Origin of the sequence: Streptomyces sp. NPDC020299 (assembly GCF_044387825.1) — a bacterium.
Lineage (GTDB): Bacteria > Actinomycetota > Actinomycetes > Streptomycetales > Streptomycetaceae > Streptomyces.
Genome location: NZ_JBIRWL010000016.1, coordinates 105,446 through 123,449, shown reverse-complemented (window position 1 = coordinate 123,449; position 18,004 = coordinate 105,446). Strand labels below are relative to the sequence as shown.

Here is an 18,004-nt window from a genome sequence, read left to right as displayed (position 1 = left end):
CCGCGCCCCACGTGAGCCCGTAATCACGTGGGGCGCCCCCGGCGGCTCATGAGACCCTTGGTGTCAAGTGACCACCGACGGAAAGCCACGTAGTGACCGCCACCGACCGTTCCCTCGAGCTCATCAACGCCGCCGCCCAGGCGGCCGCAGACAAGCTCGCCCACGACGTCATCGCCTACGACGTCAGCGACGTGCTCTCGATCACGGACGCCTTCCTGCTGGCCTCCGCGCCCAACGACCGCCAGGTCAAGTCGATCGTCGACGAGATCGAGGAGCGACTCCAGAAGGAACTCGGCGCCAAGCCGGTGCGCCGTGAGGGCGACCGCGAGGCCCGCTGGATCCTGCTCGACTACGTCGACATCGTCATCCACGTGCAGCACAGCGAGGAGCGCGTCTTCTACGCGCTGGAGCGGCTGTGGAAGGACTGCCCCGAGATCGAGCTGCCCGCCGACGCCAAGGCCACCCGCGGCAAGGCCGAGGAGCACGCCAGGCTGCAGGCCGCCGAGGACGCGGAGGAGCTGGACGGGGAGTGGCGATGAGCGCCACGGGTGAGGTGAGCGACCGCAAGGGCCGCGGTCGCCGCGTCATCCTGTGGCGGCACGGCCAGACGGCCTGGAACGTGGAGCGCCGCTTCCAGGGCAGCACGGACGTGGAGCTGACCGAGACCGGCGTCGGCCAGGCCCGGCGCGCGGCGCGGCTGCTCGCCTCCCTGAAGCCCGACGCGATCATCTCCTCGGACCTGAAGCGGGCCGCGCTCACCGCCGCCGAGCTCGCCGTCCTCACCGGCCTGGAGATCAGCCGCGACGAGGCCCTGCGCGAGACCTACGCGGGCGTGTGGCAGGGACTCACGCACGAGGAGATCATCACCCGGTACGGCGAGGAGTACGCGGCGTGGAAGCGCGGCGAACCGGTGCGCCGCGGCGGCGGCGAACTGGAGACCGAGGTCGCCGACCGCGCCGCGCCCGTCGTGCTGCGGCACGCCGAGAAGCTGCCCGAGGACGGCACCCTCGTGGTGGTCAGCCACGGCGGCACCATCCGCACCACCATAGGCCGCCTCCTCGGCCTGGAGGCGCACCACTGGGAAGGGCTGGGCGGCCTCTCCAACTGCTGCTGGTCCGTCCTCGGTGAGGGCGTGCGTGGCTGGCGGCTGCTGGAGCACAACGCGGGCACCCTCCCGGAACCCGTCCTCGGCGACGACGACTGAGCGACGACTGAGCGACGGCCGGGCGCGGATTTCACTTTCTGGCAGGTCGCAGGCTAAAGTTCTTCTTGTTCGCCCCGCCGAGCGGAGCGAGAACAAGGGGCTATAGCTCAGTTGGTAGAGCGCCTGCATGGCATGCAGGAGGTCAGGAGTTCAATTCTCCTTAGCTCCACAGTTCGAAGATCCCGTCCCTCCAAGGGGCGGGATTTTCTGTGCTCCCCCCACTGTTCCTGAACCGGCTTGAGTCACTTGGGGTCCTGGAGGCGTATACCTCTGTGAAGGCGCTTTCAGTGTGCGTGGGCGCCGGTCCGGCACGGCAGCGGTGGGCGCTGTGTCCGGACTGGTACTGAGGCGTCGCTGACCGTATTGGTCCGGCCGTGGCAGAATCAAACGGCCGGAAGGGGGCGCGGCCCGACGGGAGGAGTAGCGATGCCTGCGAGCATCCTCGAGGAGGTCGACCACCTCCTCGAAGCGGCGGTGATACGGGACACGGCCACCCGGCTCAGCTGCCCTTCCTGCGGTTCCGGTCATGTGGCCCAAGTCCTCGGCGACAACGGCGGGGTTTCCTACGTGTGCACGGCCTGCGGCCACAGCTGGAGCTGATCGATGGGTGCACACAGGCGGAAGTGCGACTGGTGCGGGAGCGGTACCCCCATCGTCCGTGACATGGAGCCGCTCAATCCCGACTACCAGTACTGGTGCGAGGAATGCGCGCGGGCGCTGATCATAAAAGGCGACCCGATCGAGACGTACCGTGAGCTGGAGGGCGAGCCGATCTACGGCCGGCTCCTCGAGGAGCACTGCACCCTCAAGCGGTTCTATTCGTTCGTCACGGCCTGATCCCGCCTGATCCCCGCGGGTGGCCTGATCCCCGCCGGGCCGCGGCAACGGTGTCCGGCGAACACCAGGAACACCAGTGCGGCCCCCGCGTAGAGCGCCGACAGCACCAACTCCGGACAGCCCTGGTGCAATTCGGGCCGCTTGGGCCCGTGCGGCACCCACCACAGCGCGTACGAGCAGAAGACCAGCGTGGCGGCCGCGGCGCCCGCGCGGTGTCCGTGCGTCCACAGCAGCAGTGCGAGTGGTACGCACCACACCCAGTGGTGCGACCACGACACGGGGCTGATCAGCAGCGCGGTCACCGCGCACGCGGCCACCGCCCACGCGCGCCGGCCGCTCAGTTCCGCCGAGACCGCCGCCGCCAGCCCCAGCAGGGCCACCAGGGCCGCCGTGGCGACCCAGACGGCTCCCGGGGCCGGTGTGTGCAGCAGCCGCGCGAGAACGCCGCGCAGCGCCTGGTTCGCGGTCTCCTCGGCGTGGCCCACCCGGCTCGTGCGGAACACCATGCTGGTCCAGAACCGCCACGAGTCGCCCGGCAGGACGGCCGCCGCCAGCAGCGTGGCCCCGGCGAACACCGCTGCCGCCCCGCGCGCGTGCCGCAGCCAGGGCCCGCCGCGGCCGCCCCTGAGCCGTGCCACGGCACCGGCGGCCAGCAGGAACACCGCGAACAGCGCGGGCGTCAGCTTCACCGCGGTGGCCAGCCCCACACCCACCCCCGCCCAGCGGGCCCCGGGCCGGCGGGACAGGTCCCACAGCACCAGGACGGCGAGCAGCAGATTGACCTGCCCGTAGCGCAGCGTCGTCCACACCGGCTCGCACCACACGGCCCCCGCCGCGACCCACCAGGCCGCCTCCACGCGCGCGTGGCCCACGAGTCGCAGCGACAGCCGTACGAACACCACCAGCAGCGCGAGGTTCCCGGCTGTCGCCAGCGTGCGCAGGAGCCCGGTGTCCAGGAGCGTCAGCGGCGTGAAGAGCAGGGCCGCGAACGGCGGGTAGGTGGTGGGCAGCTGCGCGGCCGTCACCCGCAGCGCGTACAGGTCGCCGCCCGCGCGGACGGTCGCCCCCTCCGCGCGGTACACCAACAGGTCGACCATCGACACGTGCGCGGCCCGCTGCGCGATCCAGAACGCCGTGAAGGACAACAGGCACGCCCCCAGGGCGGTCGGGACACGGCGGCGGGTTCCGGTGGAGGCGAGCGCAGTCACGAAGGCCGACATTAGCGCCCGTATCGGACCAGAACGGAAACGATTTGGTGCTGTACCCCTGCGACCGTGTAATGTTGGCGTCGCCGCCAGGGAAACCGAGCGGAGCGAGAACAAGGGGCTATAGCTCAGTTGGTAGAGCGCCTGCATGGCATGCAGGAGGTCAGGAGTTCAATTCTCCTTAGCTCCACAGAAGTCGAAGGCGGATCACTCGGTCGAGTGATCCGCCTTCGGCGTTCTCCGGCGTCTCCGTCGTTCTCCGGTGTTCTGCGGCTTTCGGTGCGACGGCAGTCGTACGGCGGGCCACCCGAGATCCGGGTGGCCCGCCGTACGACTGCTCAGCGGCCCAGAGCGCGGCGTCCGCGGCCCTGGGAGAGGACCGGCAGGTTGCGGGCCGGGGCCTGCCCGCGGGTGTCCTCCTCGATGCGCAGGGCGAGCGCCGGGCAGCGGCGCACCGCGCGTAGAGCCTTGGCCTCGGCATAGCGCGGCACCTTCGCCTGCGCCACCGTCGGAAAGCCGTCCGCACCGAGTTCGAAGACCTCCGGGAGGATGTCCGCGCACAGTCCGTGGCCCCGGCACAGTGTCCAGTCGACGTAGATCTTCTGACGGCTGCCGGGACTGTTGTCCTCGGGCTCTCCGCCGCCCGGGATGCCCACCGGCATCTTGCCGTCCTCGAAGAGCGGCAGAACGCCTTCCACGCGCCGTCCGCAGCCGTTCCCGAGGACGTGCGCCGCCAGGTCGTCGGTGAACGCCTTGATCGTCGACTCCAGGAACATCGCGGAGCCGTCCGGGTGCGAGCACGCGCCGCGCCGCTTGACGTTCTTGGCGACCTGCTTGAGGGCCTCCAGGGCGGCCGGGCCGCCGCCGTTGAGGATGTCCTCCATGCCGCGCGCGGCGGCCGGCAGACCGAGGTAGCAGGGACCGCACTGTCCCGCGCTCTCCTCCGCCAGCCACTGCGCCACCCGCAGCGACTCGCCCAGCGGGCAGGTGTCCTGACTGATCGGCAGGATCGCGCCGGCGCCCAGCGCACCGCCCACCGCGTCCAGGGAGTTGCGGGAGACGACCGCCTCGTTGACCGTCGCCGCGTCGATCCACTTGCCGTGGTAGCCGCCGGTCAGCACGCCCTGCGGGACCGGCGGGGCGCCGGCCAGCTGAAGGACGTAGCGCAGCGGCACGCCGGTGGGGACCTCGATCACCATGGGGCGGGCGACCGCGCCGGAGACCGTGAGCATGACGGTGCCCGGCTCGTCGTACAGACCGGTGTTGCCGTAGCGCTCCGGGCCGATGCGGGCGGCGATCGCCAGCTGGGCGAACGTCTCGGCGTTCGACAGCAGCGTGGGCGCGCCGCCGACACCGTTCTGCGAGGCGCTGGTCTTGCGTCCGGGCGGGATCGCCGGGCCGCCGTCGATGGAGCGGATCAGCGACGCGGCGGCGCCGGTGACCATGCGGATCGGGTTGCGCTGTACGAACGCCTTCAGCGCCGAACGGCGGCCGTTGTTCAGGCCGCGTTCGTCGAGCGCGGCCTCCATGGAGCGCTGCGTGGACTCACGGGTGACCCCGATCACGAGCGTGCGGGCGCCCAGCGCCTCCGCGCACAGCAGGGCGCCGTCCAGGATCAGGTGCGGGGCACGGTTGATGAGCACCGTGTCCTTGCGGCAGGCCGGTTCGTCCTCGCTGCCGTTGACGACGACGACCGGCCGGACGCCGCGCTTGATCGCCGCTTCGGCGACCGAGCGCAGCTTCTTGTGGAAGGGGAAGCCCGCGCCGCCGCGGCCCTTGAGATTGATGGCTTCGGAGAGCTGCGCGAGCTGCTCGCCGCCCAACGGCTCGAGCGGCCCATGCACCTTCAGGTGCATGGGCAGATCGAGCCTTTCGACAAGGTCGAAACCCGACGTGAGCTGAGGAAGCCCGACCACGCGGACTTCTGGTACGTCGGGGAGGGCCTCGTTCACCTATAGCCTCCGGAAGGCGTGTTCCAAGGTTCGCCCGATCCCGGCGAGTCGAAGGACGCACCGGGTGCTGGTTCGTTGGCGGGACCGCTGTTGTACGTGTTGTTCGAGTTGTACGTGCCGTAGCGGGCGTTCGTCTCACCCGTGTTGTACACATCACTTCCGCCGTACCCGCCGGCGCCCGGATTGTTGTAATTCGGGATGTTGTTGTACCCGGTGTCCGCGAGCGGGTCGTAGGCCGACGGGGGTGCCTCGCCGACCGGCGGCGGGGACGGGACCGGCCAGGTGCCCGAGGTGCTGGACGCGTTGTCCACGCGCGAGAACGTCTCCGTCGCCTGCATGTCCATCGGCATGTCCATGCGTGCGGTCTGGCCGGCCGCGAAGGGCTGCTGGGGCTGTCCGGGCGTCGAGACGGCCCGGTAGGCGGCCGCGAATCCGGACGCGGGCTCCCCGGCCATGGTGGGCTGCGAGCCCGTGTCGTACATCGGTGCCGAGGGTGCCCCCGCGCGCGGGAAGGAACCGGTGTCGCCGAACCCCGCCCCCGCCTGCTTTCCGAAGCCCGGAATCGGGGACGAGCCCGTCCCGAAGGATCCCGTGTCCGTCATCCTGGCCCGGCTGGCGTCCAGGTCGTCGAGTTCCGGCCGCTCGGCGCTGCCCAGGATCCCGGCGAGCTGGTCGGCGACCCTGCGCTTGAACGTGCGCGGCGCGGCGCGCAGGGCGAGGGCCGCCATGATGCCGAGCAGGCACAGCTCGTACGAGATCATGAAGAACGGCTTCGCCGCGCGTCCCGCGAACAGGCCGTGGATCAGCGCGGCGCACAGGGCCGGGTAGGCCAGCATGTGCATCGCGCGCCAGCGTGCCGCGACCGGTGCGGGGGCGGCGAACTGGTTGCGCAGCGCGCCGGTGATGCCCACGAAGATCATGAGCAGGCCGGCCAGGGAACCGAGGCCGATGAGCGCGCCGCTGCCCGACACGCCCGTGCTGAAGGGGATCAGCGCGGCGATCAGGACGGTGTGGGACAGTGCCAGCTTGATGGTGACGTGCACCAGGAGGAACGCGATCGAGGCGATGGCGAGCACCCGGTGGATGGCCTGGGAGACGATCCGCTGGCGGGTGTTCAGGAAGATCCGGTCCTGGGTCACCAGGCCCCAGATCACCGAGCAGGTGAGGCTGACGAGCGACAGGACGCCCGCGCCGAAGTTCAGGAAGTCCTGTAGCCAGTGCCCTCCGGACAGCACCACCACGGGTATGAGCAGCAGGACGACAGCCGTCGCCACCCCGTAGGCCGACCGGCCTGGCTTGGGGAGCGAGCTGGTACTAACACGAGCGTTCATGGGGGCAACTCCGAGCGGTTCGGGAAAGCGGTCCCGCTGCCGAACTGTAAATGGCGCCATACCGATCAGTACGAGGTTTGAGTTATTGCGTTGTTATCAAAGGATCATCTGGCCGCTGCGATGTCCCTTTGTGGCGGTTGTGCGTGATTAATCCTTGACTTTGGTTCAGTGACTGTCGTTGTCACCTATACATACGCAAGCGCGTCGCGGCTTGCTCAGAGCCTGCGGTACCCTAACGCCATGCGTGCCGTACGCCTTCTGCTTAGCGGGCCGCGCTGATCAGTCCCGACCGGCGGCGAGAGCCGGGTCGGCATCGGCGCGGCGTCCCCTCCTGTGTGAGGGGATTTTTCATTTCTTTGAATGTCACAGCCCGCAGGCAGAGACGATCGATGGAGCTTTGAAGATCATGAGCGAGACGAACCCCGCTGCCGCCGCTGCCGTCTCGGCGGAGGCCGCGCCGCACCGCTACACGGCGGCCCTGGCCGCCGAGATCGAGGCACGCTGGCAGGACTTCTGGGACGCCGACGGCACGTACGCGGCGCCGAACCCGAGGGGTGACCTGGCCGGCGACCCCGAGGTGGTGGCGCGGCCCAAGAAGTTCATCATGGACATGTTCCCATATCCCTCGGGTGCGGGCCTCCACGTCGGCCATCCCCTGGGATACATCGCCACCGATGTATACGCCCGCTTCCAGCGGATGACCGGCCACAACGTCCTGCACACCCTGGGCTTCGACGCCTTCGGCCTGCCCGCCGAGCAGTACGCCGTGCAGACCGGCACGCACCCGCGCGTGTCCACCGAAGCCAACATGGAGAACATGAAGGCCCAGCTGCGCCGGCTGGGCCTGGGCCACGACAAGCGCCGGTCGTTCGCCACGATCGACCCGGACTACTACAAGTGGACCCAGTGGATCTTCCTGCAGATCTTCAACTCCTGGTACGACGACGAGGCCGGGAAGGCCCGCCCGATCAGCCGGCTGATCGCCCAGTTCGAGTCCGGTGAGCGCGCCGTGCCCGGCGGGCGCTCCTGGGACCGGCTGACCGCCGCGGAGCGCGCCGACGTCCTGGGCGAGTTCCGCCTGGCCTACGCCTCCGACGCGCCCGTCAACTGGTGCCCGGGCCTGGGCACCGTGCTGGCCAACGAGGAGGTCACCGCGGACGGCCGCTCCGAGCGCGGCAACTACCCGGTCTTCAAGGCCAAGCTGCGCCAGTGGAACATGCGGATCACCGCCTACGCCGACCGGCTGCTGGACGACCTGGAGGCACTGGACTGGCCCGAGGCCATCAAGCTGCAGCAGCGCAACTGGATCGGCCGGTCCGAGGGCGCCCGCGTCGACTTCCCGATCGACGGCGAGCGCATCACGGTCTTCACCACGCGCCCGGACACGCTGTTCGGCGCGACCTACATGGTGCTGGCCCCCGAGCACCCGCTGGTCGAGAAGTTCACCCCGGCCGCCTGGCCGGAGGGCACCCACCAGGTGTGGACCGGCGGCCACGCGACCCCGGCCGAGGCCGTCGCCGCGTACCGCGCGCAGGCCGCCTCGAAGTCCGACGTCGAGCGGCAGGCCGAGGCCAAGGACAAGACCGGCGTCTTCATCGGCGCGTACGCCACCAACCCGGTCAACGGCGAGAAGGTGCCCGTCTTCATCGCCGACTACGTCCTGATGGGCTACGGCACCGGCGCGATCATGGCCGTCCCTGCGGGCGACCAGCGCGACTTCGAGTTCGCGCGCGCCTTCGAGCTGCCGGTCCACTGCATCGTCGAGCCGACCGACGGCCGCGGCACCGACACCTCGACCTGGGAGAACGCCTTCGCGTCGTACGACGCGAAGATCATCAACTCGTCGAACGACGAGATCTCGCTGGACGGCCTGACCGTCGTCGACGCCAAGGCACGCATCACCGCATGGCTGGAGCGCGAGGGCACCGGCGAGGGCACCGTCAACTTCCGGCTGCGCGACTGGCTGTTCAGCCGCCAGCGCTACTGGGGCGAGCCCTTCCCGATCGTCTACGACGAGGACGGCACCGCCCACGCCCTGCCCGAGTCGATGCTGCCGCTGGAACTGCCCGAGGTCGAGGACTACAGCCCGCGCACCTTCGACCCGGACGACGCCGACACCCAGCCCGAGACGCCGCTGTCGCGCAACGAGGAGTGGGTCAACGTCACCCTGGACCTGGGCGACGGACCGAAGAAGTACCGGCGTGAGACCAACACCATGCCCAACTGGGCCGGTTCCTGCTGGTACGAACTGCGCTACCTGGACCCGCACAACGAGCGGCAGCTGGTCGACCCCGAGATCGAGCAGTACTGGATGGGCCCGCGCGAGGGCCAGCCGCACGGCGGCGTCGACCTGTACGTCGGCGGCGCCGAGCATGCCGTGCTGCACCTGCTGTACGCCCGCTTCTGGTCCAAGGTGCTGTACGACCTGGGCCACGTCTCGTCCGCGGAGCCGTTCCACAAGCTGTTCAACCAGGGCATGATCCAGGCCTACGTCTACCGCGACAGCCGTGGCATCGCGGTGCCGGCCGCCGAGGTGGAGGAGCGCGACGGCGCGTACTACCACCAGGGCGAGAAGGTCTCCCGGCTGCTGGGCAAGATGGGCAAGTCCCTGAAGAACGCGGTCACTCCGGACGAGATCTGCGCCGAGTACGGCGCCGACACCCTGCGCCTGTACGAGATGGCGATGGGCCCGCTGGACGTCTCCCGGCCGTGGGACACGCGCGCGGTGGTCGGCCAGTTCCGGCTGCTGCAGCGGCTGTGGCGCAACATCGTCGACGAGGCCACCGGTGAGGTCACCGTCACCGACGTCGAGGACGCCGACATCGACGAGGAGACGCTGCGCGCCCTGCACAAGGCGATCGACGGCGTCAGCCAGGACCTGGAGGGCCTGCGGTTCAACACCGCCATCGCCAAGGTCACCGAGCTGAACAACCACCTGACCAAGGCGGGCGTGGCCGTGCCCCGCTCGGTCGCCGAGCCGCTGGTGCTGCTGGTCGCCCCGCTGGCCCCGCACGTCGCCGAGGAGCTGTGGGGCCGCCTGGGCCACACCGGCTCGGTCGTCCACCAGGACTTCCCGGTCGCCGACCCGCGGTACGTCGTCGACGAGACCGTGACCTGCGTCGTGCAGATCAAGGGCAAGGTCAAGGCCCGCCTGGAGGTGCCGCCGTCCATCTCCGACGAGGAGCTGGAGAAGGCGGCGCTGGCCGACGAGAAGGTCGTCGCCGCGCTGGACGGCGCCGGGATCCGCAAGGTGATCGTGCGGGCGCCGAAGCTGGTGAACATCGTTCCGGCGTAACGCTCGGGGTAGTCCCCTACGGGCAGGTTCGGGGTTTTTCCGGAACCCCTGGCCTGCCCGTAGCGTTTACCGTGGAGAGCAGCGCGGTGCTCGCCGCGCGAAGCCGGAGGAGGAGCGCCGTGGAAGCCGTCATCGCAGTCTTCGCCCTGCTCTTCCTGCTGTTCGTCGTCCTCGGCGCCTACGCCACGGTCAAGGTGATCGGCGCCGCCAAGCGCGGCGTCGACCGTACGATCACCCAGGCCCGCCGCACGGTCGAGGACCACACACTGCGCGCCAAGTCCTTCGCCCAGCCCGGCCCGGTCGGCGAAATAGCGCAGCTCCGGCTCAGCCTGCGCACCTCGATGCGCGCCACCCAGGACGCGTTGCAGGCCGGCGCCGTCGAGGACGAGTCGCTGCGGGAGTCCCTCGGCCTCTTCGAGCGGCTCAGCGTGCACGGGCGCGAACTGGACGACGAACTCAGGCGCCTGGAATCCGAGCCCGACCGCGCCACACTCGCCGAGCGGCTGCCCGAGCTGCGCACCCGCACCGAGCGCATCACCCGGTCCGCGGACTCCCTGCGCTGGGCCGTCCGCGACCGGGCCCACCGCTTCGCCGACGACGACCTCGACACACTGAGTGCCCAGATCGACGTCGAAACGGGCGCGCTGCGGCACTGGACGCATGCGGAGCCCTCGTCCGCGCCGCGGCCGTGGCCCGACGCCCCGGCCGACGGCGACCGGACGGCTCAGCAGACCTGGCCGGAGCCCCCTCGGCCCGACGCCGCCGAAGAACCGGTCCGGCCGTCCCTCACCCCGCCCGGCCGACGCCAGACATACGCATGGCAGAAGAAGACCCGCCCGGAGAGCACGACTTGATCCGGTCGGCCCCGGCCCAGGTCACAGGGGGCGGCCTGCCGCCCGAGCGCTACGACAGGTAACCTCCAGCTCATGTCCCGCCATGTCGCTATCGTCACCGATTCAACGGCCTACCTGCCGCAGCGGACGATGGAGCGCCACGGCATCACCGCGGTACCCCTGACCGTGGTCCTCGGCGACCAGGCGCTCGAAGAGGGCACCGACATCTCCACCCGCTCCCTGGCCCAAGCCCTCCAGAAACGGCGCCCCGTCACCACCTCGCGCCCCAGCCCCCAGGTGTTCGCGGAGACCTACCGCAAGGTCGCCGAGTCCGGCGCGACCGGCATCGTCTCCCTCCACCTCTCCGCCGAGCTGTCGGGCACGTACGACGCCGCGGTCGTCGCGGCCCGCGAGGCGCCGGTGCCGGTGCGGGTGGTGGACACCGGCATGGTCGCGATGGCCCTCGGCTTCTGCGCCCTCGCCGCGGCCGAGACGGCGGAAGCGGGCGGCACCGTGGACGAGGCCGTCACCGCGGCGGAGAAACGGGCCGCGGGCACCTCCGCCTACTTCTACGTCGACACCCTCGACTATCTGCGCCGGGGCGGCCGGATCGGCGCCGCGCAGGCCCTGCTGGGCTCCGCGCTCGCCGTCAAGCCGCTGCTGGAACTGGACGGCGGTCGCATCGAACTCCTCGAGAAGGTACGGACGGCGTCGAAGGCGATCGCCCGCCTCGAGGAGATCGCGGCCGACCGGGCGGGCAGCGCCGAGGTCGACATCGCCGTGCACCACCTCGCCGCCCCCGAGCGTGCCGCGGCCCTCGCCGACCGGCTCCGGGCACGGGTACCTGGGCTGGCCGACCTCCACGTGAGCGAGATCGGCGCGGTGATCGGGGCGCACACCGGTCCGGGGCTGCTGGGAGCCGTGGTCTCGCCGCGCTGACCCGCTGTCAGCCGCATCGCTCGTACGGGGGGCGCGGTTTTCCACAACCCGCCCGTTCTCCACGGAAATCGAGCAAGATCATCGCGAAGTGACGGGATGTCGGATCCTCGTCGCATGGCACTTCGATCACGCTCACGCACAGCGCCCGCGACCAGCGGCCCCGGCCGCGCCCCCGCTTCCGACAGCCGCATCCGGCACCGCCGTCCCCTCGCCGGCCGTCCACCCGCCCGGCACCGCCACGCACCGGCGGAAGAACTGCGCCGCCGAGCGGAACTGCTCTTCGCCGAAGGTGCCCGCCGACCACAGGAGTCGGGACACGGGCCCCCACCGGGGCCGCGAGCGGGTACGGCGAGCGGGGTGGGCACGGCGCCGGGGATCAGCACCGCGCCGCGGATGAGCACCGCGCCGGCCGTCGCGTCCGCGGACCCCGTGGAGACCGGATCGGACGACGAGCCGGTGAGCCCCGACTGGCGGGAGCGGGCCGGGCTCGCGCTGCGGGAGCGGATGCCGGTGTGGTTGCAGGCCCGCTGCGGTCTTCAGCGGCGGGGCGTGCTCGCGCTCACGGTGCCGCTGGCCGTCGCCACGGTGTTCGCCGCGCAGCACTTCTGGGCCGGCCGCACCGAGTCCGTCAGCGCACCGCAGGTGGTGCGGGCCGAGGCCCCGTACGCGCACCAGAAGGAGACGGAACCGGGAGGGGGCGGCGGCCACGCGCAGGACACGCGGACCGCCCCCAACAGCGCCGCCGCCGCTGCCACGGGCACCGGGGCCGAGATCGTGGTCGACGTCAGCGGCAAGGTCCGCGACCCCGGAATCCACCGTCTGCCGGCCGGCTCACGGGTCGCCGACGCGCTGCGCGCCGCGGGCGGGGTACGCCCGGGCACCAGCACCGAGGGACTCAACCGGGCCCGCTTCCTCGTGGACGGCGAGCAGGTCGTCGTGGGCGGCCCCGCACCGGCACCGGGCCCCGCACCAGACACCGGGACGGGTTCCGGTGCGACAGGCACGACGGCGGGAGCCGGACCCTCGGCACCGGTCTCCCTGAACACGGCCACCGCGGACCAGTTCGACACCCTGCCCGGCGTCGGCCCCGTGCTCGCCCAGCACATCATCGACTACCGGACCCGGCACGGCGGCTTCCGCTCGGTCGACGAACTGCGCCAGGTCAACGGCATCGGCGACCGGCGCTTCGCCGACCTCAGGAACCTGGTGCGGCCATGAGCCCGGCCCCGCACGCCCCGCCGACGCCCTTGCCCGACAGCGGACACCCCGAGCGTCCCGCCGCCCGCCGGACCGTGCACGCCGCCTCCGGGAAGCGACTGGGCGCCGCACACCCCCGGCAGGAGGCACCGACGGACCTCCGCCTGGTCCCGCCGGCGCTCGCGGCCTGGGGGACGGCGGCGCTCACGCTGGACATCCCGCCGGGCCGGACCGCCGGCCTCGTGATCGGCTGCCTGATCACGGCGGTGATCCTGCTGTACGGGCGGTGGACCGGGGCCCCGCCCCCGTCGGTCGCCCGGCCACGCGTCACGGTCGCCGCGGCACTCCTCTGCGTCGCCGCGTCCGCCGCCTCCGCCGGGCTGCACGGGGCGGACCTGCGACGCGGACCGGTGCCCGCGCTGGCCCGGCGGCACGCCACGGTGACCGCCGAAATCGAGGTCGGCTCCGATCCCTGGCTCAGCAGACCCCGGGTCACAGGCGATCATGCCGCCCCGGTCGCCGTGCTGGTCCGGGCCGAGGTGCGGCGCGTCGAGGAGGCCGACGGGACGGCGACGACGACCCGGACCCCCGTCCTGGTGGTCGTCGACGCGGGCAGACCGGGCCCTCGCGGAGTTCCCGAGGAGCGCGCGACGGGACCGCAGGCGGCCTGGCTCGCCCTGCTGCCCTCGACACGGCTCCGGGTGAACGGGCGGCTGGCACCGGAGCCGGCGAGCGGCGAGCGGAGCGCGGCCCTGCTGCGGGTGCGGGCCGGACAGGCGCCGGAGGTCGTGGGAAGTCCGAACGGACCGCAGCGCCTGGCGGGGCGGCTGCGGGCCGGGCTGCGCGAAGCGACCGACGGGCTGCCGGGCGACGCACGGGCGCTGCTGCCCGGGCTGGTCGTCGGCGACACCTCGCGGATCACGCCCGAGCTGGACGAGGCCTTCAAGGAGACGGACCTGGCGCACACCCTCGCGGTCTCCGGCAGCAACCTGACCATCCTGCTCGCCCTGCTCCTCGGGCCGCCCGGACTGGCCCAGCGCGCCGAACGCCGTGGAGTGGCGCCGCGCCTCGGCCTTTCCCTGCGGGCGACCGCACTGCTCGCGGCGGCGCTCACGCTCGGCTTCGTCGTCGTGTGCCGGCCGGACCCGAGCGTGCTGCGAGCCGCGGCCTGCGGCGCCGTCGCCCTGCTCGCCCTGGCGACGGGGCGCCGCAGATCGCTGGTGCCGGCGCTGGCGACGGCCGTCCTGCTGCTGGTCCTGTACGACCCGTGGCTGGCCCGCAGCTACGGCTTCCTGCTCTCCGTGCTGGCCACCGGCGCCCTGCTGACGCTCGCGCCCCGTTTCGGCGCGGCGCTGCTGCGGCGCCGGGTGCCGCCGCGGCTCGCCGAGGCGCTGGCCGCCGCTGCCGCCGCGCAGGCCGTGTGCGCGCCGGTCGTCGCCGTGCTGTCGGCGCGGGTGAGCCTCGTGGCGGTGCCGTGCAATCTGCTCGCGGAGTTCGCGGTCGCCCCGGCCACGGTACTGGGCTTCGCGGCGCTGGCGACCGCGCCGGTGGCGATGCCCGTGGCGAAGGCCCTCGCCTGGCTCGCGGGTTGGCCGGCCGGATGGATCGCGGGCGTGGCCCGGTGCGGGGCCGGGCTCCCCGGCGGGGGAGTCGACTGGCCGGGCAGCTGGGCCGGGGCGCTGCTGCTCGCCGTCGTCACGGTGGCCGTCGGGCTCCTGGGGCGGCGGCTGGTGCGGCACCCCTGGTGGTGCGGTGTCTGCGGGCTGCTGCTCCTGCTCGCCGTGGTGCGCCCGCCGCCGCTGACCCGGGTGATCACCGGCTGGCCGCCGCCCGGCTGGCGGCTGGCGATGTGCGATGTGGGGCAGGGCGACGCGACGGTGCTCGCGGCGGGCGGCGGCGCCGGGGTGGTGGTGGACGCGGGTCCTGATCCGGCGCTGGTGGACCACTGTCTGCGGCAGCTGGGCATCACCCGGATCCCCCTGGTCGTGCTGACGCACTTCCACGCCGACCATGTCGCGGGACTGCCCGGGGTGCTGCGCGGGCGGTCGGTCGGCGGGATCGAGACGACGGGCTTCGAAGAGCCCGCAGACCAGGCCGAGTTCGTACGGAGGGAGGCGGCCGGACGGAACATCCCCCTCACCCACGCGGTGGCCGGGGAGCAGCGGCGGACGGGACCGCTGTCCTGGCAGGTGCTCTGGCCGCCGCCCCGCCCGGCCGCCGGGGAGCCGGACGGGCCCAACGACGCCAGCGTGGCGCTGCTCGTCCGGTCGGCCGGGCTGCGGCTGCTGCTCCTCGGGGATCTCGAACCCCCGTCCCAGCGGGCGTTGTTGGGATCACCGGCGGCGGCCGGGCTGGGCCGCGTCGACGTCCTCAAGGTCGCCCACCACGGGTCGGCCTACCAGGACCCGGACCTGATACGCCTGGTGGCGCCGCGCGTCGCGCTCATCAGCTGCGGCGCGGACAACCCGTACGGCCACCCGGCGCCCGGCACCGTGCGGGCGCTGCGGGACGAGGGCGCGGTGGTGCTGCGCACGGACCGGGACGGGGCGCTGGCGGTCGGGGGGACCGGCGGGGCGGACGGGGAGGTGCGGGTGGCGAGAGACTGAGGGCATGAACTCCGCACAGGCCGACGCCTACCTCCGCCGCCTCGGGGCCGCACACCCGGCGCGGCCCACCGCCGAAGCACTGCGCGAACTGCATCTCGCCCATCTTCGGACCGTGCCCTTCGAGAACCTGTCCGTGCACCTCGGAGAGGAGATCGTGCTGGAGGAGGAACGGCTCCTGGACAAGCTGGTGGGCGCGCGGCGGGGCGGGTTCTGCTACGAACTCAACGGTGCCTTCGGGGCGTTGCTCACCGCGCTGGGCTTCGACGTCGAGCTGCTCGCGGGCCGGGTGTACGGGGACGAGGGCCGGCTGGGGATCCCGTACGACCATCTGGCGCTGCGGGTGCGGACGGCGGACGGCGGTGAATGGCTCGCCGACGTCGGTTTCGGGGCGCACAGCCACTATCCGCTGAAGCTGGGGGAGCGGGGCGAGCAGCGGGATCCCGGCGGCACGTTCCGGATCGAGGCGGCCGGGCCGGACGCGGCCACGGACCTGGACGTCGTGCGGGACGGCGCACCTCAGTACCGTCTGGAGACGCGGCCCCGGGTGCTCGGCGACTTCGCCGCCGGTGCCTGGTGGCACAGCACCTCGCCGCGGTCGCACTTCACGCGGTCCCTGGTGTGCTCGCGGGTCACGGAGGACGGAGGGCGGATCACCCTGAGCGGCCGCAGCTGGACGGTGACGGCCCCTGACGGGACGCGTGAGGTGCGGGAACTGGACTCGGACGAGGAGGTGCTCGCGGTGTACCGGGAGCGGTTCGGGATCGAGCGGGCCACCGTGCCGACCGTGGGAGTGCCCGGAGTACCCGGAGTGCCCGCCGTGCGGGCGCCGGTGGCGGGTCGCGGAGAATGACGCCGTGAGCGATGTGAGACATGTGCTGGTGCTGCCCGACCGGGATGCCGCGGAAGAGGTGGCTGAGGCGCTCGGGCAGCGGTTCGGCGTCAAGGAGGAGCCGCAGCTGGTGCGGGACGCGCTGGCCGGTGAGGACGATGCCGAGGACGCGCAGTGGCTCGTCGTCCTGCGGGACGAGGAGGAGCGGCTGGCCGCGGAGGAACTGGACGCGCTGGCCGGCGAGTGGGACGGCTGGCGCGAGGAGCCGTAGGCCGGGGCAGGAGTCGCGGCTTTGTCAGTGGCGCGTGGGATGCTTGTCGCGATGGCCAGGAAGACTGCGAATGACGACCCTCTCGCCCCGGTGACCCTTGCCGTGGGCCAGGAGGACCTCCTGCTCGACCGTGCCGTGCAGGAGGTGGTGGCCGCCGCCAGGGCCGCCGACGCCGACACGGACGTGCGGGACCTGACCCCGGACCAGTTGCAGCCGGGCACGCTCGCCGAGCTGACCAGCCCGTCGCTCTTCGCGGAGCGCAAGGTGGTGGTCGTACGCAACGCGCAGGACCTGTCGGCCGACACGGTCAAGGACGTGAAGGCGTATCTCGGGTCGCCCGCCGAGGAGATCACCCTCGTGCTGCTGCACGCGGGCGGAGCGAAGGGCAAGGGACTGCTCGACGCCGCGCGCAAGGCGGGGGCGCGCGAGGTGGCGTGCCCGAAGATGACCAAGCCGGCGGACCGGCTGGCGTTCGTGCGCGGGGAGTTCCGCGGGTTCGGGCGGTCGGCCACGCCCGAGGCGTGCCAGGCGCTGGTGGACGCGATCGGGAGCGACCTGCGGGAGCTGGCGTCGGCGGTGTCGCAGCTCGTCGCCGACGTCGAGGGGACGATCGACGAGGCCGTCGTCGGGCGGTACTACACCGGGCGGGCCGAGGCCTCCAGCTTCACGGTCGCGGACCGGGCGGTCGAGGGGCGCACGGCGGAAGCCCTGGAGGCGCTCAGGTGGTCGCTGGCGACGGGGGTGGCGCCGGTGCTGATCACCAGCGCGCTGGCCCAGGGCGTACGGGCCATCGGGAAGCTGTCGTCGGCGCGCGGTGGCCGCCCCGCCGATCTCGCCCGGGAGCTGGGCATGCCGCCCTGGAAGATCGACCGGGTGCGGCAGCAGATGCGGGGGTGGACGCCGGACGGGGTCGCGGTCGCCATGCGGGCCGTGGCCGAGGCGGACGCGGGCGTGAAGGGCGGCGGGGACGATCCGGAGTACGCCCTGGAGAAGGCGGTCGTGACGATCGCACGGGCGGCCCGGTCCCGGGGACGCGGGTAGGACGCCCGACCGGACAGGCCGAAGGCCCCGCCGCTGACCCTGGGGAAGGGTGAGCGGCGGGGCCTTCGGTTCAGACGGTCGGATCCGCGCCCGCGTGGCGAACGCAGGCCGCGCGCGGATCCTGGGGTGCCGGTCGGGAGCGGATGAGAGAGGGCCCGCCCTGGGTCCTTCCGGCGATCAGATCAACGAAGAGGTTCAGCCCTTGAGGGACGCGACCTTGTTGGACAGCGCCGACTTCTTGTTGGCGGCCTGGTTCTTGTGGATGACGCCCTTCGAGACGGCCTTGTCGAGCTGACGCGCGGCAGCGCGCTGGTACTCGGTGGCCTTCTCGACGTCACCCGCGGCAGCGGCCTCACGGGCCTTGCGGATCGCGGTCTTCAGGGAAGACTTGACGGCCTTGTTGCGCAGCCGGGCCTTCTCGTTGGTCTTGATCCGCTTGATCTGGGACTTGATGTTCGCCACGA

The 18,004-nt window shown here is 72.2% G+C and carries 16 protein-coding genes and 2 tRNA genes; 14 read left to right on the top strand and 4 right to left on the bottom strand.

Translation table 11 applies throughout. From position 1 onward, the window contains the following. Positions 1-92: 92 nt before the first annotated feature. The 5 genes from rsfS (at position 93) to ACH45E_RS33800 (ending at position 2,041) form a co-directional block, all read left to right on the top strand. On the top strand, positions 93-539 hold the full coding sequence (gene rsfS / locus ACH45E_RS33820; RefSeq protein WP_361451094.1) for a ribosome silencing factor: 447 nt from the start codon (positions 93-95) through the stop codon (positions 537-539). Next, the gene (locus tag ACH45E_RS33815; protein WP_361451091.1) at positions 536-1,204 is read left to right on the top strand and encodes a histidine phosphatase family protein; all 669 of its coding nucleotides are present in this window, start codon (positions 536-538) and stop codon (positions 1,202-1,204) included. The genes rsfS and ACH45E_RS33815 overlap by 4 nt, the downstream gene beginning before the upstream one ends. Positions 1,205-1,300: 96 nt before the next feature. Beyond that, positions 1,301-1,373 (top strand) — tRNA-Ala (locus ACH45E_RS33810). Between the two features lie 257 nt (positions 1,374-1,630). Continuing rightward, positions 1,631-1,804, top strand: coding sequence for a hypothetical protein (locus ACH45E_RS33805; protein WP_361451088.1), 174 nt, complete (start codon positions 1,631-1,633; stop codon positions 1,802-1,804). Between the two features lie 3 nt (positions 1,805-1,807). Beyond that, the gene (locus tag ACH45E_RS33800) at positions 1,808-2,041 is read left to right on the top strand and encodes a hypothetical protein (protein WP_019523121.1); all 234 of its coding nucleotides are present in this window, start codon (positions 1,808-1,810) and stop codon (positions 2,039-2,041) included. Here ACH45E_RS33800 and ACH45E_RS33795 read toward each other — a convergent pair. Beyond that, positions 2,020-3,249, bottom strand: a complete 1,230-nt coding sequence (locus tag ACH45E_RS33795; protein ID WP_361451085.1) for a glycosyltransferase 87 family protein — start codon at positions 3,247-3,249, stop codon at positions 2,020-2,022. The two genes, ACH45E_RS33800 and ACH45E_RS33795, sit on opposite strands and share 22 nt — an antisense overlap. Positions 3,250-3,363: 114 nt before the next feature. On the opposite strand from ACH45E_RS33795, the gene ACH45E_RS33790 reads away from it, so the two are divergent. Then, positions 3,364-3,436 (top strand) — tRNA-Ala (locus tag ACH45E_RS33790). A gap of 148 nt (positions 3,437-3,584) precedes the next feature. Here ACH45E_RS33790 and ACH45E_RS33785 read toward each other — a convergent pair. Further along, entirely contained in the window at positions 3,585-5,198 is a 1,614-nt protein-coding gene (locus ACH45E_RS33785; RefSeq protein WP_361451082.1) for an NADH-ubiquinone oxidoreductase-F iron-sulfur binding region domain-containing protein, read from the bottom strand. Beyond that, positions 5,195-6,529 carry a cytochrome b/b6 domain-containing protein gene (locus ACH45E_RS33780; RefSeq protein ID WP_361451079.1) on the bottom strand — a complete coding sequence of 445 codons (1,335 nt, stop codon included), beginning with the start codon at positions 6,527-6,529 and terminating at the stop codon, positions 5,195-5,197. The genes ACH45E_RS33785 and ACH45E_RS33780 overlap by 4 nt, the downstream gene beginning before the upstream one ends. Before the next feature lie 406 nt (positions 6,530-6,935). Here ACH45E_RS33780 and leuS point away from each other — a divergent pair, with 406 nt between their 5' ends. The 8 genes from leuS to holA all read left to right on the top strand — a co-directional run bounded on the left by leuS (position 6,936) and on the right by holA (position 17,540). Then, positions 6,936-9,824 carry a leucine--tRNA ligase gene (gene leuS / locus ACH45E_RS33775; protein WP_361451076.1) on the top strand — a complete coding sequence of 963 codons (2,889 nt, stop codon included), beginning with the start codon at positions 6,936-6,938 and terminating at the stop codon, positions 9,822-9,824. 119 nt (positions 9,825-9,943) lie between these two features. Beyond that, entirely contained in the window at positions 9,944-10,678 is a 735-nt protein-coding gene (locus ACH45E_RS33770; protein WP_361451073.1) for a hypothetical protein, read from the top strand. Positions 10,679-10,750: 72 nt separating this feature from the next. Next, on the top strand, positions 10,751-11,596 hold the full coding sequence (locus ACH45E_RS33765; protein ID WP_361451071.1) for a DegV family protein: 846 nt from the start codon (positions 10,751-10,753) through the stop codon (positions 11,594-11,596). A 114-nt stretch (positions 11,597-11,710) separates the two neighbouring features. Beyond that, a complete protein-coding gene (locus tag ACH45E_RS33760; protein ID WP_361451068.1) occupies positions 11,711-12,814 on the top strand; it encodes a ComEA family DNA-binding protein in 1,104 nt (367 codons plus the stop codon). Then, positions 12,811-15,399 (top strand): ComEC/Rec2 family competence protein, encoded by a 2,589-nt coding sequence (locus ACH45E_RS33755; RefSeq protein ID WP_361451065.1) that lies wholly within the window; start codon positions 12,811-12,813, stop codon positions 15,397-15,399. The genes ACH45E_RS33760 and ACH45E_RS33755 overlap by 4 nt, the downstream gene beginning before the upstream one ends. Positions 15,400-15,403: 4 nt before the next feature. Continuing rightward, positions 15,404-16,249 carry an arylamine N-acetyltransferase gene (locus ACH45E_RS33750; protein ID WP_361451062.1) on the top strand — a complete coding sequence of 282 codons (846 nt, stop codon included), beginning with the start codon at positions 15,404-15,406 and terminating at the stop codon, positions 16,247-16,249. Between the two features lie 4 nt (positions 16,250-16,253). Then, a complete protein-coding gene (locus tag ACH45E_RS33745) occupies positions 16,254-16,499 on the top strand; it encodes a hypothetical protein (RefSeq protein WP_361451059.1) in 246 nt (81 codons plus the stop codon). A 51-nt stretch (positions 16,500-16,550) separates the two neighbouring features. Beyond that, the gene (gene holA / locus ACH45E_RS33740; RefSeq protein ID WP_361451056.1) at positions 16,551-17,540 is read left to right on the top strand and encodes a DNA polymerase III subunit delta; all 990 of its coding nucleotides are present in this window, start codon (positions 16,551-16,553) and stop codon (positions 17,538-17,540) included. Between the two features lie 195 nt (positions 17,541-17,735). On the opposite strand, the gene rpsT is transcribed toward holA, so the two are convergent. Beyond that, positions 17,736-18,002, bottom strand: a complete 267-nt coding sequence (rpsT, locus tag ACH45E_RS33735) for a 30S ribosomal protein S20 (RefSeq protein ID WP_361451054.1) — start codon at positions 18,000-18,002, stop codon at positions 17,736-17,738. Positions 18,003-18,004 lie beyond the last annotated feature (2 nt).

What these genes read in the sequence shown, in the direction of transcription:
- ACH45E_RS33815 (WP_361451091.1), top strand. Translation starts at nt 536, where the DNA reads ATGAGCGCCACGGGTGAGGTGAGCGACCGCAAGGGCCGCGGTCGCCGC.
- ACH45E_RS33805 (WP_361451088.1), top strand. Translation starts at nt 1,631, where the DNA reads ATGCCTGCGAGCATCCTCGAGGAGGTCGACCACCTCCTCGAAGCGGCG.
- ACH45E_RS33800 (WP_019523121.1), top strand. Translation starts at nt 1,808, where the DNA reads ATGGGTGCACACAGGCGGAAGTGCGACTGGTGCGGGAGCGGTACCCCC.
- ACH45E_RS33780 (WP_361451079.1), bottom strand. Translation starts at nt 6,529, where the DNA reads ATGAACGCTCGTGTTAGTACCAGCTCGCTCCCCAAGCCAGGCCGGTCG.
- leuS (WP_361451076.1), top strand. Translation starts at nt 6,936, where the DNA reads ATGAGCGAGACGAACCCCGCTGCCGCCGCTGCCGTCTCGGCGGAGGCC.
- ACH45E_RS33765 (WP_361451071.1), top strand. Translation starts at nt 10,751, where the DNA reads ATGTCCCGCCATGTCGCTATCGTCACCGATTCAACGGCCTACCTGCCG.
- ACH45E_RS33760 (WP_361451068.1), top strand. Translation starts at nt 11,711, where the DNA reads ATGGCACTTCGATCACGCTCACGCACAGCGCCCGCGACCAGCGGCCCC.
- ACH45E_RS33755 (WP_361451065.1), top strand. Translation starts at nt 12,811, where the DNA reads ATGAGCCCGGCCCCGCACGCCCCGCCGACGCCCTTGCCCGACAGCGGA.
- ACH45E_RS33750 (WP_361451062.1), top strand. Translation starts at nt 15,404, where the DNA reads ATGAACTCCGCACAGGCCGACGCCTACCTCCGCCGCCTCGGGGCCGCA.
- holA (WP_361451056.1), top strand. Translation starts at nt 16,551, where the DNA reads ATGGCCAGGAAGACTGCGAATGACGACCCTCTCGCCCCGGTGACCCTT.